Here is a 15,124-nt window from a genome sequence, read left to right as displayed (position 1 = left end):
CATAAGGAATTATTCGCTCACAGTTATCGACTCATAAACTATTACTGCTTGATGCCAGAAAGACACAAAATCGTCACGCCTTGTGAATTAGGAAATTTAGCATCATTAATTTTAAGTGCGTTCTGTTGGCACTCTTGTAGTGATTTCTGAGGTATCTTTTCAATAGAAGAACCTGTATCACTAACAATAATAAGGAGTAAATAAAAGATAGTATTCATATATAACCTCGTATCAGTTTGTTTCGTTCGTTTAGAAAAGACGCATCATCTAAAATGATGAGCGTCATTAACAATTCCACCATTAAAATTCTTTATGACTTTTATTCATAAACAGAAATCAACATACTCTCAAGCCTTTTCATATCGGATATTTAGGTATGGTGCCTTCATTGAATGATCATCATTAGAAATTATACTTCCACCCTAAATTACCTAGATATTTTTGATTACTATGGCTCCCAGCAACATAAGAAGCACTGATCCAGAGTTGGTTCTTTTGTGTGATATGCCCTTCTATGCCCAACTTAATTTCACCCAAATTATTTGACCCTTGATCTGTATATTCAACATTATTAATATTAACGCTATATGGATTTGTATTATGAATATAATTTAAAGCTAGATATGGGCTATACGTTAAAATTGAACCTGCCTTAGATAGAATATCTAAATACGTTTTAAAACCTAAACGGGTTTGTAGGTTATCTGAACCATGATTAATTGCGACACCTTGAGTATCTTTAAAATTATCAGCATGGACACCTTGATAAATCAACTGGGTTTGATATCATTACGCGTCCCTAATAGTTCTATGACTGTACCGGAACCACCACTTCTACATGCATAAATAAGGAAAAAACTCGGTCCACAACCATATTTATCTGTTGCAGCAAAGACAGCATGTCCATGATTAAAATCACCTTTTTCTTTAGTTTCGATTGAGGTATTACCATGAATTTTTAATAAATGGACTAACCTATTTTGCTGTTCAATTCCTTCTCCAATACTCTCATCAGAATGAACTGATGGTGCTACTCGAATTCCATGTCCCTGCTCACTTAAAACATCTAATGTTCCTTTTACTTCTAAAACTGATTTTGTCGCATCACGACCTAAGTTGATACCATCTGAACTATATCCTGATACTTTAATGACAACATTTTCAAATGTATTTACAGGGTCCCAGTTATATTGATGTATTCCATCAGAATCGCTTCCTGATGTTGTTAGGTTTACATTTTAAAGTGTTCGCTATATGAATAAATTTCAAGAGCATTTCTCTTATTTTCCGTCGTTGATAATGTTACATTATCATATTCCCATATCAATTTATTATTATGATCACTTGCATTATAAACTGCATTTGGTGCACAGCTTAAATTATTGTTACTTACTGTACATCCATCCGCATAAATATACCCAGAACAAAAAATAGAGCTAACAATAATCGATAATTTACTTAACTTTTTTCTGTCCATATATTCTTCTCTCATTTGTATTTTTTATAAGTATCATCATGAATTAATTTGAATTATTATTAAAATTATATCGTGTTTTTTATGTAATTTTTATAATTATTATTAAGAGTAAAGAAACCTCATCATTTCTTTTAGCGTTGAAATTGCTGAAGTGAGAACACTTGTACCAAATGAAGGTAAAACTCATTTCTGAGATAATAAGTAATGAAGTTCAAACTTTTAGAACATGAAGATTTTGTTTAATAAATTCCTTCAAATTTGAGCAAAAAATCGTTAATTACGTAAAATTATTCGGTACTATTGAACATCAGAACGAGCACTTTAGATTTTGTGTGGTAACTCTACTGATGGCTTCTTCAACTTTCTTATTTTTCAAGTCAATTTCTTATCCGCGATTCGCGGTTAAACTTAACATTACGCAACCTTATACGCAGGGCTAAAAGATAGGAAAAAATAAAATGCTGGAACTAACATCATGCAGGTAAATCATAGTCATTTACCTCATTGGCAAACATTAAAATTAATATTGAGTTCTTTGATTGTTTTTAACTTCTATTTAAATATTAATTCAGATGTTAAATACAACTATTCAATTTTAATTGAAATATTTGATATGGTATTAATTCCCATGTTTGTCTTTCTAGCTGCATATACCAGTAAAGGAATATCATGGAATAACTGGCGTGCACATTTAGCCCCAGCATTTATAATTTATTTTACATTCCAAACAGTAAGTGCGATTACACTTTACTTTACAAATAATTTAAGCCTTAAGGAATATATACTATTCCCTCAAAATGGTGTTTGGTTTTTTCTAGCCGTACCAATATGGCAATCTATTTTTTTATTCATGCCTTCAATGATGAAAAATAAAGTTATTGGAATTCTCACGATCTTATTTTTTTCCATTGTTATGGCTTATATCTCTGTTGAATATTGGTCTGATATAACTGGATTTTCATCTATTATTCAATATTTTCCATTCTTTGTAATGGCTTATTTTTTTGATGACAAAAAAATCGTATGGATGAGACAAAAAGCCTTTTATCTTGTTCCAATTATTTCTATTTTGGTTGCAATGTACCTTGCTTTACAAGAAAAAATTAAACTAGAATTAATACAAGCACTTTATATCAATACATTCATTAGTTATCTTTTAATATATATTCTTTCATTTATAACGAGTGTGTTTATTTCTATCGCAATCATTTGTATTTCATCATCATCTGAACGATTTGTTAAAGTATCTAATAATGCTTTAGGCGTTTATTTGATTCACCCAACTATTTGCTTTTTACTACTCACAGGGCTCAATTGGTTAAAGCTGGAAATAGGACTGCCTCTCTTAATTTTATTAACATTTCTGACCATTTTCCTAGCACTATATCTTGCAAATAACCCCATTATTCATTGGTTTTTAAATCCCCAAATAAGATCAAAGAGATAAAAATAAATTAAGTATTCCAACGGGACTGTTCTAAATTTTGTGTAAGTACTTAATTTTCATTTATCCTTCTGAGGATAATTACAAAAGGTACTTCACATGGATGAAGCAACAATCAGAAGTATGGCTGCTGAATTGGCTAAAGGTCTAAAAACTCCAGAAGACTTAAACCAAATGACAGCAGTCTTTAAAAAGTTCATGATTGAAACTGCACTCAATACAGAACTTTCAGATCATCTTGGTTATGAAAAGCATCAACCTAAGAAAGGCTCAAATAGCCGCAATGGCTTTAGTTCTAAAACTGTTTCAACTCAAGATGGGCAATTGGCTCTAGATATTCCACGTGATCGTGATGGTTCATTTGAGCCACAAATTATCAAGAAGCACCAAACACGCATCACCAGTATGGATGACCAAATTCTCTCACTGTATGCAAAAGGAATGACCAATAGGGAAATTGTCGCATTCTTCAAAGAAATGTACGATGCCGATGTCTCAGCGTCACTCATAAGCAAAGTTACAGATGCTGTGATTGAACAAGTAACTGAGTGGCAAAATAGAGCATTGGACAGTCTTTACCCTGTAGTCTATCTCGACTGTATCGTTGTAAAAGTCCGTCAGCACTCCAATGTCATTAACAAGTCCGTATATCTTGCCTTAGGCATTAATATGGATGGGCAGAAAGAATTGCTGGGTATGTGGATTGCTCAAACAGAAGGTGCCAAATTCTGGCTGTCAGTCATGACGGAGCTCAAAAATCGAGGGGTACAGGATATTCTTGTTGCCTGTGTAGATGGGTTAAAAGGCTTTCCTGATGCCATCGCCTCTGTTTATCCGCATACCGATATTCAACTGTGTATCGTGCATGTTGTACGCAATAGCCTGCGCTTTGTGAGTTGGAAGGACTATAAGGCGGTTACGTCAGGTCTGAAGGCGATCTATCAAGCGAGTACAGAGGAAAATGCTTTAAAGTCTCTAGATATCTTCTGTGATCAGTGGAATCATCAATATCCAAAGATTGGAGAATCCTGGCGAGCTAATTGGGAAAATATCCGCACAATATTTAGCTATCCAGCTGAAATACGTCATGCGATTTATACAACAAATGCGATTGAATCGTTGAATAGCGTGATCCGCCATTCAACCAAGAAGCGAAAGATCTTCTCTTCTGATGATTCAGTAAAGAAAGTCATTTACTTAGCAACAACCAATGCTGCTAAGAAATGGACAATGCCAATTCAAAATTGGCGTTTAGCGATGAATTGGTTTACGATTCAGTTCGATGATCGATTAAAAGATCATTTATAAAAAATCGAACTTACACAAAATAATTTACAGGCTCCAAGTTACCCATTCTTGAGTTGAAATAGTTTTCGAACTAAAACCATCGGCTATTTGAGCCTTTCTTAGGTTGATGCTTTTCATATCTAAAATGATCGGAAAGTTCTGCTGTTTCAATCATGAACTTTTTAAAGATTGCTGCTTAGAATCTCCCAAGTGAAAGTCTCCTGTTATTTCTACACACATCACACATTATAATTATAATTTAAAAACCTATCTATTTTCATAAATAAAATAGATAGGCTAACTAACATCATTAAAAAAGACTAGCTCTTTAATAACTTAGGTTTTAATTGCTCTACCGATATATTTGGAACACCGTTAAAATAATCTCTCAATCGGTCCTCAATATGCTCGAAATCCCATACAGCAGCTCTTTCTAAATTCCTTATATCCTCATATGTTGCTGGTATTTCTATAACCTCATTTTTTTCTCTATCTTCATAATAAATATAAATTTGAGAATAATCAAAAAGATCTTGCTTAAAAAACAAAACCCTTTTTTTCATATCTTCACTAAGCTTAATATTTCCTAGAGAAAACCAGTTACCATTCTTGTATGAATATTTCATTATCCAAACTTTAAATAAAATATTCTTACACGAAATTATATCTACATCTTGAATCAATTCACATGTTTTTAAGTCAAAAAAACCTGTTATACCATCTTCCAGCACAATACAGTAACCAAAAGAATTACCGTCCAATTGAATTCCATAAATATCACCAACCTTCACTCTTCTACGCTTATTATTCACACTCATTCAATGTCATCTCCTACTAATCTAGGGTGGTGTTTCAAAAAATATGCTGCCCTTAAATGAAGCCATTATTGATATAAAAGAAGGTTAAATCGAAAGCTTTAAAATGGTTCTCAAGCTTTTTTGAAAAGTTACAACTTCGCCTAAATCCACTCCTAATTCGATGTATTACTCTGCGATTATTACCTTCTATACCAACAGTAAAGAACTTCCCAATTTTTTGCTTATATGTTTTAAAAGCAGTGACAAAACTATCCTAATGATCACTCGCAATCCGAGTGTAGCGCACACTAATTTTTTTAAGCGTAGCTTTAAGCCGTTGGACTGTTACTAAATCTCGCTTTCACCAAACATAAGCAACAATTTTCCCTGTTTCACGATGATATGCATAAATAAACCATTGTTTATTCGATTTATTTCCTACAAAAGTCCAAAACTCATCAACCTCAAGAGATTCATAATAATTCTGCTTGGGACAAATTTGCTAAGCAGATTTACTCAATGTTCGCAAAACCTTATCTATGCTGATACGTTCTGTTTCTGCAATATCTCTTACACCACCACCTCTAACCATCAAGTGTAGTATTTTGTTTGTTATACCAGAATGACAACCTCGGTAACTAAGAGCATGATCACCAATAAACTGACGCTTGCAGTTTTTGCATTGGTAGTTTTGCTTCCCATAAGGATTAATTAAATAAATTTCATTATCTTCATAAGTAATTGACTTTATCAATCCCTTATATATTAATATTTTTAAGCTCCCAACAATTGGTGCATAAATTATAAGAAAAAATACACAAATATAAACTGCAAATAATTCAAAAGTTTCTAGATTAAATTCATATACTAAATTAAAGGAACACCCAGAAATGAAAGTCATTTATTTGGCAACAACTAATGCTGCCAAGAAGTGGACAATGCCAATTCAAAATTGGCGTTTAGCTATGAATTGGTTTACGATTCAGTTTGATGATCAAAAGATAATTTATAAAAATTCGAACTTACACAAAATATTTTACAGGCTCGTACCTGTAGCTGAATGTAAATTAACTAAAACTGGTTTTCCAGTTGCTTGGCTATAACCATCAGCTATACCAAGAACAACACCTTCTTGCAGACCAAGAATGTCTTCAAAATCATTTGGAAATTTCTTTAAAAAAGGAAGTTCATTTGAACATGGATTTCCGAAAACTTCCGTAATTCCATTTTTTCTCAGAATTTTATATGTCATTTCATGTACTGTTAGCATTTTTAATAACCTATAATTTAAGTCAAATGATTATAGGTGCCTAAAAATCAACATTACCAATAAAGGTTTTAACTAGTTTCTATAAATGAGGTTTATAATGGATTTAAATCTAATTAGGGTATTTACAACGATTTATGAATGTAAAAGTATTTCAGAAGCAGCAAAAATTTTACATGTGACCCAACCATCAATTAGTTATGCATTAAGAAAAATTTGGGGATGAAATATTCTTGCGTCAAAAAGCAGAAATGATTCCAACAATTAAAGCAGAGATCATCTACAAAGTCTTTAAAAGTGCCTTATTACAGATAGACTCTATTTTAGTAGAAGAAAAGTTTGATTTAAGTAATTCGAAAGGAGTATTCAAAATTGCAGTATCCGATTTAGGAGCTTCATTTTTCATTCCTTTTATATATAAAAAAATTAAAGATATTGCTCCAAATTTAAATTTAGAAGTTATTCAACTCGATTATAAAGATATTAAAAATAGTATATTAAAAGGTGAGGTTGATCTTTGTATAGGAAATAAGATAGAAGAATTGAAAGATTTTTTTTATGAACTCATTTTAAAGGATGAATATATAGGAGTTATTAGTTCATCCCAAGATTTTCAGGAAAATAAAATAAAAGATTATTCTTTTATTTCTATATCCTCTCATGCAGGTCATAAACAATTGGAAGATTGGATTAAGACTAATAAGTTAAAAAATAAATTAAAATTGCCAAATTTCAATGCTATTGAGTATATGATAGAGAATGAAAATCATATAGCTATAGTCCCGTACACATTAACAAAAAAACTAAATTCAGAAGTAAAAATAATTGACTTGCCTCTTGAATTTCCAAAAATTGAAATTGTAGTTTACAGAAGCAATAATTCACTGCATCCCCATTTATGTAAATGGATTTCTACTGAAATAAATAAACATAACTGGTATTACTAATACAATAAAATCTATTTATATTTTTAGTGAAAAAATAGCGAGAAAATTAAATTACCAAACCAAGTTTATTCCTCGCTATGCTTTATTCCACCCCATATAATCAATTCTATTTTAAGCTGTATAATCGATAATTTTAATATTTACCCACGTCAGACTCTATTTTCAAGTCTTAAAATGGGGAAATAACACGTTTTCGAATGTTCAAAGATAGTTTTGCTGTAACAAAATCAGTCGAATAAAATTTGTTAATTTAATATAAATGAAGTTATTCAAATTCAAAAATGTGGTTTTTAATATCCCATTTTTACTATATTTTTAGAATAGCTATCATATTAAATTCTATTGATTTTTACTTTTATAGAGCATCTTATAATTTTGATAGTTTCTCTAAGAAAGAGTTGAATTAACATACATCTATAAAATTAGATAAGGCAGTATATTGTAATTATACTGCCCTAATATACATATTTAGATTAGAACTTATATGTTAATGATGCTGTCACATTACGAGGAGCGCCATAACTTGAACCACTCGCATTTACAAAATAAGTTTTATCAAATAAGTTATTAAAGTTTAATCCTATACTTGTTTTATTATCTACTTCATAACGCATCATTAAATTGACTAATACATAATTATCTTGCATTGTTGCCGCTTTTACTTGAGGGGTAGCTGTTGCGTTAAATATTTTTGACTGCCAGTTTACGCCACCACCAATCATATATTTTTCTGCAAATTTATAACTCGTAAATAATTTAAATGTATGTTCAGGCAATGTCGTCAGTAGATCTACGCCTTTTTTATCGATTGCTTTCGTATCGGTATATGTATAACCCGCATTAATTTGCCAATTAGGTCGTAACTCTCCACTCAGCTCTAATTCAACCCCTTGCATTTTTACACTATTTACACCGACATATGCATTTGAGCCATCAGAAGTTTTTTCTGTGGTTCCATCGGCTTTATAGTCGACCATTGGATAATCATCAACTTTAGTTTTAAATAATGCAATAGAGCTATTTAATGAATGATCAAAGAAACTTCCCTTTAGTCCTAACTCATAACTATTACCATTTTGTGCATTTAAATATTGATCATATTTGTCTCTACTTGATGTCGGTGAAAATATACTGGTATAACTTGTATATGCTGTAATTTGATCATTTATATCAAATAATATTCCTATATAAGGTGTAAATTGATTATTTTCTTTCTGTTTAACACTCACTGTTTTATGCGTTGCATACGTTAAAGTATGAGTATCTCGTTCCCATCGAGTGACTCGACCGCCGATTAATACAGACAATGGATCTAAAATTTGCCATTTACTCGAAGCGAAGATACCCAAAGATTTTTCATTTGTTTTGGTATTCCCTGTAATATTAAATACAGGCTGCATTGCCGTAGAACCATCCCAACCATTGATTGGTGTTTTAATTGTAAATCTATAGAAGTTTGGATCGCTTGCTTCACTTTGATAACCATTAAAACCAACGGCTATTTCATGTTCTTTTCCAAATAAATGTAATTGGCCATTTAAATAGGCATCTAAAGAGTGTACATCTGGCGTTGCTTTGAAACGTCCCCCCACCACTGTCATTTCACCAGGGTATGCAGTAATAGGATCATTCCAAATGACGCCTGTTGATTCACTCGTATAAAAAATACCTGATGATCCTGCTACACCATAAACTCGATCAGTTTTAACCTTCGTATAAGAATAATTCAATATTGCTTTCCAATCTGAATTAAATTGATGCTCAATTCCAGCAAAAAGATTTAATTTATCTGTATCACTATACGTCCAATTTGCCGCAGCATTATCTTTACGACCAAAATGAACAGGGACTGCTGGCTTATCACTGGATAGACGAGGAAAACCATGCACTGTTAGCTGATTTGCATTTTTGCGAACTAGATTTAATGCAGTAGTAATCTGTGTTCGTTCTGAAAGATCAAAGTCTAACGCTGTATAAAAAAGTACATGATTGTAATTTGCACGATCTTGCCATGTATTTCCTTGTTCATAAGCAGCAATTGCACGACCACGAATAGAACCACTATTATTTAATGGTGCAGAAACATCAACTTGGCTACGATAATTATCCCATGATCCTGCTTGAACATTTATAGACCCTTGTTTTTCATAAGTTGGTCTTTTACGCACATAGTTTAGACTCGCACTTGGATTTCCTGACCCATTAGTCAGTCCTGTTGCACCGCGGATCACTTCTACACGCTCATAAATTGCAGTATCTTCCAAACCGACGTAATCACTTCCACCAAAAGAAGCACTCGAAGTAGGAATACCATCTCTTTGATAGTTATTAATTGGGAAACCACGTGAATAATAAGTGGTATATGCAATTCCCTTACTCCCGAATTGGATTTTACTCACACCAGGCATTTGTTCTAGAACAGCATCAATATCTTTTAAATTTTGATCTTCAATCTGTTGCTGAGTAATTACGGTTATCGACTGTGGCGTTTCTTTTAGTGATAAATTTAATTTGGAAGAGCTCTTAGAGTTTTTAACACTATAACTAGTTTCATTTTCTTGGCTTGCTGATGTTGTAATGGTAGGAAGTACCGCTTCAATATTCGCAAAAGCAACTGTAGTGATGATTGGACTGGTATAAATACTTAAAAATAGTATCGTTTTAATCGCTTTAGCTAATGGCTCCTGAATAAATGTAAGTGATTCAGCCATTACTTTCCCCTTATAAAGTGATTTGTTCATTTCAAATAAGTAACAAAAAATAAAGGCAATAGTACAAATAAAAAATCACAAATAATAGTGATTATCATTATTATTTTCGCTATTTATTTTATTTATAGTGGTTAGTTAAAGACAAAGTCATTTCCCTTTCCCCATCCAGCCCTAGACGGAATAGTTGAATAGTTATGATTATTAAGGGAACTATAATCAATAAAAAGTTCCCTAAGATAAGACTACCTATTAATACATGTTTTTCATGTTTTTCATGTTTTTCATGTTTTTCAATATCGGCCTAATTCATCTAAAGACGTGAATAAATGGATATTAGAACAAATGACTAAAATTCGAGATGAATGGGACGATTGGTATAATCGCTTCATCTCTTTTGCTTTTCCTATTTATGAAAATACGGTAAAGCCGTTTGATTGTATTTTACAACCTGAAGATTACTTCCAAATAAATGGAGTATAATGCACCCTTCAGAGATTGGTTCGTCTTTTCAATAGTACTTAAAGCCGTGTCAATTTTAAGCGCAATATCTTCTTGCTTTGCATTTTGTTGAATGAAACTCCAACGACTTTCAACTGGCAAATAGAACACATTATCTTTTGTATAAGCTTGAACTACATCAATATGCTTTTCATAACCTTTTTCAATGAGTTTCTGTTTTTTCTTTTCAAAAGTATCGCTGATGAATTTTAAGAAAATTAGGCTTAGAACAATGTGTTTATGTTCAGACGATTCAACACTACCACGCAATTTATTCGCAGCATCCCAAAGTGCCTCTTCAAATGATTTATCATTCTTTTTTTCAGATGCTTTTGCCATTACTTTCAATTCTCAACCATGCATTCATATACTCTGACACAAAGTAAATTATTTGCTATAGCATGTAAAGAATAGAAGATTGTGAAAAAACCTGTACAGTCAACAACTCTCTATATTTACTTAGACTTATATAAAACCAATTCATATAAAAAATTAATTTTCTAAAATTTTTTGCATCCAACTTGGTTTCTTTGCATTAAGAAGGCATTGATATTCTTCTTTCGTCAATCCTTTCCTAAGTTTCTTTACGATTAACGCTTGATCTAAAATAAGCGGTCCAAGATAATACAATGTTGATATTGCCCAACCTACACGCTCATAAGGATACTGAAATACATCATGACAACGGGTTTTAATAAACCGAACCGTATAACTAAAAAATTGAAATTCTTTAGAATTTTTATCAGTATAGAAAACATCGATTAATGGCACTTGTGTACTTAGCCCTAATAGATTAGCTGCCCTTCCACCCTCATCTTGAAACTTTTGCCCAGCCCGTTTCGTTAAAGCTTTTAGTGCAATCACGATACTAGGAGATAAGATTTTATCTGGAAAAAAGCTATTCATTTTTACTTTGTAATAAATGGTCGGAAAGGCTGTAATGACTTCACCTTTTTCGAAAGAATTTCTTAGAATCCAGCGAAGCTTTTTATCATTTATATAAACACTAAAATCCGAAATCGAAAATATTCTTCCCTTCTCAAATTTTGCATACTCTTCTCGTACTATTTTTTCTTTAGACAGTTTCACAAAAGATATTCTCTGTTTTCTATATATTTGTTTAAGAATGCTCGTTTAAGATCATTTCCTTAAGTTGAGGCATTAAGTCTAATTATGTACCAATTACTACTATTACCAACAACTATATAGTTGTTGGTAATAGTGCAGTATTTTTACACGATTTGAATTTTCTAAAATTCAAAATCGGCATTTGATTCATTCTTTTGTTTAGGTATTAGTTCTGGCTCATAACTGTACTGCGTAACCTTAGATAGAACTTCATCAGAACTTTGATGAGTTGAAGACCTAACAGCTTCAATTCGTTCCTTGATTTCATCAAAGTTTTTTAGGCACGAAAGATATGAAGCTCTTTGAGCTTCAAGATGATCATTTTTATGGGATAAGACTGAATCACATTTTAGATAGTTCAGCATCCTTTCATCATTCTTGATGATTTCCCCAATCCTTGCATAGTCACTACGATCAATATTTCTTCTGGCTTCAGTCATGTAGGCTAGGAGTTTTTCCATTTTTTGCTCTGTGATCTCAATCAGCCATAGTGCTTTTTCATTCTGATAAGCCTGTTGTTGCTGTGCTGACAACTCTTGGTAAGCTCTAACATAACCAGGATAAAACCCATCAAATCTTAACTGCTAGACTGTTGCTGGCTTAGGCTTGTATCGCATTTGAGCAACAATAGGTTTTAGTTGTTCAAGTTTTTGATTAAGGTCATTAAGCCTTCTACAGTTTTCCCAAGCGTATTGATCTACTTGCTTTGCGTCTCCAAATCTTCGTAAAAGTCTATTGGTGGTTGAAATTGCAATATTTTCGAGAGTGCTGCCCTGAGATCTGATTGCTGTTCGATTATGGTTTGCTGAACGGGCTGCAATTCTATCCTCACTAAGTTTGCGATAGTCGTTTTTAAATCCAGCTGATTGAATACTGTCATTAATTGCTTTTGCAATTGGACTTTCAAGTTCTCTTGAAATTCTCTCTGTAATTGCTCTGAAAATTCGCCCTGCTCCAGCCTGAACATTTCGAAATCAAAAGCTCTTGGAATGAAAAATGTGGCAAATATGTGGCAATAAAAAAGCCACTTAATATGAGTGGTTGATTTATAACAAGAATCTTGGTGGAGATGGCGTCAATTGAATTCAAAACCTAAACCTCTAATTTTAAAAAGCTTTTATATTATTTATAAAATTCTGTACCCAATTTTTACCCAAATTAGATTTAATGCATTGAATCCTAAAACTAATTTTGTTCAAAGTCAGCTTTAGGATTTGAACTTGGGTACTGATTGTAGCACGTATAAACTCAATGTAAATTTAATACGTTATATCATTACCTTTATGTGTTTCTTTTTTTTCATATATCATTCAGAAGTACATCTTCAGGGTTTAGGTTATGTTTGAAAATATTGATGCTTTAAAAGCAAAATTAGATCAGCATCGTCCTCTTTCCCCTGCAATTGTAAAAAATCTACAAGAAGATCTTATTGTTCGTTGGACATATCACTCAAATGCAATCGAAGGCAATTCACTTACATTGCTAGAGACCAAAGTCGTTTTGGAAGGTATCACGGTTGGTGGAAAAACATTACGAGCGCACTTTGAAGCAATCAATCATAGAAATTCTATCTACTACGTTGAAAATATTATTAGAAAAGAAGAACCATTTTCTGAATGGCAAATTCGCAATATCCATCAACTCATTTTAAAAAATATTGATGATGACAATGCAGGGCGTTATCGCCAACAAAACGTATTAATTTCAGGTGCCACAACTACGCCGCCCGACTATACATTATTGAATGACAAAATGGCTCAGCTAGTCGATTGGTACAATACTGAGGCGCATAAGCTACATCCTATTGAACGTGCAGCTAAAGTACACGCAGATTTTTTAGGCATACATCCATTCACTGATGGCAATGGACGTATATCGCGTCTCTTGATGAACCTTGAGTTGCTCAAAGCTGGATACCCTCCTTGCGTGATTACAGTCGAAAATCGCTTAGCCTACTATAGAGCCATAGATCAATGGATGGCTTATGGAAAGACAGAGCCTATTATTCATTTGGTTGCTGATGCTGTACTACAAGGGTTTAAACCATATCAGGTTGTTTTAGGGATATAACCCGCTTTTACGACAGATTTGAAAAATATAAATAAATTAAACTTATCCAATCTTTTAACGGAATTGAAAGATTAGACTGTCACCAATCTACTGAATAAATTTTGTTTATCCATTATAAATCTAAATGAGCTGTTTATCATAATTATTTGACTCACCATTTGAGCCGAATATACACTATATTCTCATCACATTATTCAAGTAAAAGAGTAATCATTATGTATGATGATTGGATATGGAAACAAGTTAACTGGACAGCCTTCACATGGGATGACCATAAGATCCTTCCTCTAACGAGACACATTCATCAAAAGGTCGGTATTTTACTCGGGCAAAGTCAACATAATCCTGAAAAAGAACACTTAGCATTGGATAACTTAATTGCTAATCTTGTTTCCTCTTCTGCTATTGAAAATGAGACTCTCAATGTCTACTCCTTACGATCATCTTTAGCAAAACGCTTAGGTGTATCTCTAGAACAGCCTTATCCAAGCTCTGAACGTTCTGATGGATTGGCAGATATTATGTTCGATGCACTTAATAACTTTAACCAAGGTTTGACGATTGAAAGATTATTACAATGGCACCAATGGCTCTTTAATGAAACTGATTGGACAATGCAACGGATTCGTGTTGGTCAACTACGTGGACATGAGCCAATGCAAGTGGTTTCTGGTCGTATTGAATATCCAACTGTACATTTTGAAGCCCCACCACGAATTGGGCTAGAGCAGCGACTGAATGAATTTATTGAATGGTTTAATGCAAGTAAATCCAATCATTTGCTTGATCCAATTATTCGAGCAGGTATTACTCATCTGTGGTTCGTAACTCTCCATCCTTTTGACGATGGTAATGGACGTATAACACGAACACTAACCGACCTTGCCCTAGCGCAAATGGATCAACAAAGTATCCGACTGTACGCAATGTCACCTGTTATTTTGAATAAGCGGAAAAGCTATTACGAGGTACTTGAAGCCACTCAAAAAGGTGATTCTAATATCACTGAATGGCTAGTTTGGTTTTTAGAAGCTCTCAATGAAAGTCTAGAGCAGACTTTAAAACGTATTAACAGAACACTTTTTAAAAGTAATTTTTGGAAAAGATACTCTGAAATTGACTTCCACGAAGGACAACGTAAAGTCTTAAACAGACTGCTAGATGGTGGTGAAAATGGCTTTGAACATGGTATCAGTGCAGCACAATATCAAAAAGTTGCGAAAGTAAGCAAAGCTACAGCCACTCGTCACCTTACTGATTTATTAGAAAAAGGCTGTATTGTGAAATTAGAAGGTGGTGGGCGCAATACTAGATACCAAATTCATGATTCATTGAATTAAATAGGTGAGCATCCGATGAACCCCATCGCAAAGTTTTAACGGGGTTCAGCGGATGCTTACAAACCTTCAACATCCCCACTGAATTTCTACTATGACATCTGCTTTTGCGGCAAAAGAAACTTCATTTTCCTCAACGTCCGTTTTCATACCTTGAATGC

General features: G+C 33.0%; 14 protein-coding genes and 3 pseudogenes. 6 read left to right on the top strand and 11 right to left on the bottom strand.

The genetic code is table 11. From position 1 onward, the window contains the following. Positions 1-41: 41 nt before the first annotated feature. The 3 genes and pseudogenes from B9T31_RS17760 to B9T31_RS17975 form a co-directional block, all read right to left on the bottom strand. Positions 42-218, bottom strand: coding sequence for a hypothetical protein (locus tag B9T31_RS17760; protein WP_171264697.1), 177 nt, complete (start codon positions 216-218; stop codon positions 42-44). 184 nt (positions 219-402) lie between these two features. Further along, positions 403-774 (bottom strand): autotransporter outer membrane beta-barrel domain-containing protein, encoded by a 372-nt coding sequence (locus tag B9T31_RS05170; RefSeq protein WP_086180892.1) that lies wholly within the window; start codon positions 772-774, stop codon positions 403-405. An 836-nt stretch (positions 775-1,610) separates the two neighbouring features. Continuing rightward, positions 1,611-1,755 (bottom strand): annotated as a pseudogene (locus B9T31_RS17975) (IS982 family transposase); the annotation flags it as partial. 335 nt (positions 1,756-2,090) lie between these two features. Here B9T31_RS17975 and B9T31_RS05160 point away from each other — a divergent pair. Together B9T31_RS05160 and B9T31_RS05155 are read left to right on the top strand one after the other, a co-directional pair. Further along, entirely contained in the window at positions 2,091-2,924 is an 834-nt protein-coding gene (locus B9T31_RS05160) for a hypothetical protein (RefSeq protein ID WP_213033222.1), read from the top strand. A gap of 96 nt (positions 2,925-3,020) precedes the next feature. Beyond that, entirely contained in the window at positions 3,021-4,229 is a 1,209-nt protein-coding gene (locus B9T31_RS05155; RefSeq protein ID WP_086180889.1) for an IS256-like element ISAba26 family transposase, read from the top strand. 45 nt (positions 4,230-4,274) lie between these two features. Here B9T31_RS05155 and B9T31_RS05150 read toward each other — a convergent pair. From B9T31_RS05150 to B9T31_RS05130, 4 genes and pseudogenes are all read right to left on the bottom strand, one after another. Next, positions 4,275-4,401 (bottom strand): annotated as a pseudogene (locus B9T31_RS05150) (IS256 family transposase); the annotation flags it as partial. Between the two features lie 127 nt (positions 4,402-4,528). Continuing rightward, complete coding sequence (locus tag B9T31_RS05145; RefSeq protein ID WP_086180888.1) at positions 4,529-5,026, bottom strand: Imm26 family immunity protein; 498 nt, start codon at positions 5,024-5,026, stop codon at positions 4,529-4,531. 52 nt (positions 5,027-5,078) lie between these two features. Beyond that, positions 5,079-5,705: pseudogene (locus B9T31_RS05140) on the bottom strand (IS1 family transposase); the annotation flags it as partial. A gap of 336 nt (positions 5,706-6,041) precedes the next feature. After that, a complete protein-coding gene (locus B9T31_RS05130) occupies positions 6,042-6,275 on the bottom strand; it encodes a thiamine pyrophosphate-binding protein (RefSeq protein WP_086180887.1) in 234 nt (77 codons plus the stop codon). 85 nt (positions 6,276-6,360) lie between these two features. Between B9T31_RS05130 and B9T31_RS18215 the strand changes: the two genes are divergently transcribed. Both B9T31_RS18215 and B9T31_RS05120 read left to right on the top strand, forming a co-directional pair. Beyond that, entirely contained in the window at positions 6,361-6,498 is a 138-nt protein-coding gene (locus tag B9T31_RS18215; protein WP_086180886.1) for a LysR family transcriptional regulator, read from the top strand. 7 nt (positions 6,499-6,505) lie between these two features. Then, complete coding sequence (locus tag B9T31_RS05120) at positions 6,506-7,219, top strand: LysR substrate-binding domain-containing protein (RefSeq protein ID WP_086180885.1); 714 nt, start codon at positions 6,506-6,508, stop codon at positions 7,217-7,219. Between the two features lie 473 nt (positions 7,220-7,692). Here B9T31_RS05120 and B9T31_RS05115 read toward each other — a convergent pair whose 3' ends face one another. From B9T31_RS05115 to B9T31_RS05100, 4 genes are all read right to left on the bottom strand, one after another. Beyond that, a complete protein-coding gene (locus tag B9T31_RS05115; RefSeq protein ID WP_171264695.1) occupies positions 7,693-9,930 on the bottom strand; it encodes a TonB-dependent siderophore receptor in 2,238 nt (745 codons plus the stop codon). 441 nt (positions 9,931-10,371) lie between these two features. Further along, complete coding sequence (locus B9T31_RS05110; RefSeq protein ID WP_228145982.1) at positions 10,372-10,767, bottom strand: type I restriction-modification system subunit M N-terminal domain-containing protein; 396 nt, start codon at positions 10,765-10,767, stop codon at positions 10,372-10,374. Positions 10,768-10,920: 153 nt separating this feature from the next. Continuing rightward, on the bottom strand, positions 10,921-11,517 hold the full coding sequence (locus tag B9T31_RS05105; protein ID WP_086180883.1) for a DUF6088 family protein: 597 nt from the start codon (positions 11,515-11,517) through the stop codon (positions 10,921-10,923). Positions 11,518-11,678: 161 nt separating this feature from the next. Continuing rightward, on the bottom strand, positions 11,679-12,089 hold the full coding sequence (locus tag B9T31_RS05100; RefSeq protein WP_086180882.1) for a hypothetical protein: 411 nt from the start codon (positions 12,087-12,089) through the stop codon (positions 11,679-11,681). Positions 12,090-12,894: 805 nt separating this feature from the next. Between B9T31_RS05100 and B9T31_RS05090 the strand changes: the two genes are divergently transcribed. Together B9T31_RS05090 and B9T31_RS05085 are read left to right on the top strand one after the other, a co-directional pair. Next, complete coding sequence (locus B9T31_RS05090; RefSeq protein WP_086180881.1) at positions 12,895-13,626, top strand: Fic family protein; 732 nt, start codon at positions 12,895-12,897, stop codon at positions 13,624-13,626. Positions 13,627-13,841: 215 nt separating this feature from the next. Continuing rightward, positions 13,842-14,966 carry a Fic family protein gene (locus B9T31_RS05085; RefSeq protein ID WP_086180880.1) on the top strand — a complete coding sequence of 375 codons (1,125 nt, stop codon included), beginning with the start codon at positions 13,842-13,844 and terminating at the stop codon, positions 14,964-14,966. The last annotated feature ends 158 nt before the right edge of the window (positions 14,967-15,124 follow it).

It is taken from the genome of Acinetobacter sp. ANC 4558 (assembly GCF_002135375.1).
In the GTDB taxonomy this organism is placed as follows: Bacteria; Pseudomonadota; Gammaproteobacteria; order Pseudomonadales; family Moraxellaceae; genus Acinetobacter.
This window is presented reverse-complemented; position numbering and strand designations above follow the sequence as displayed.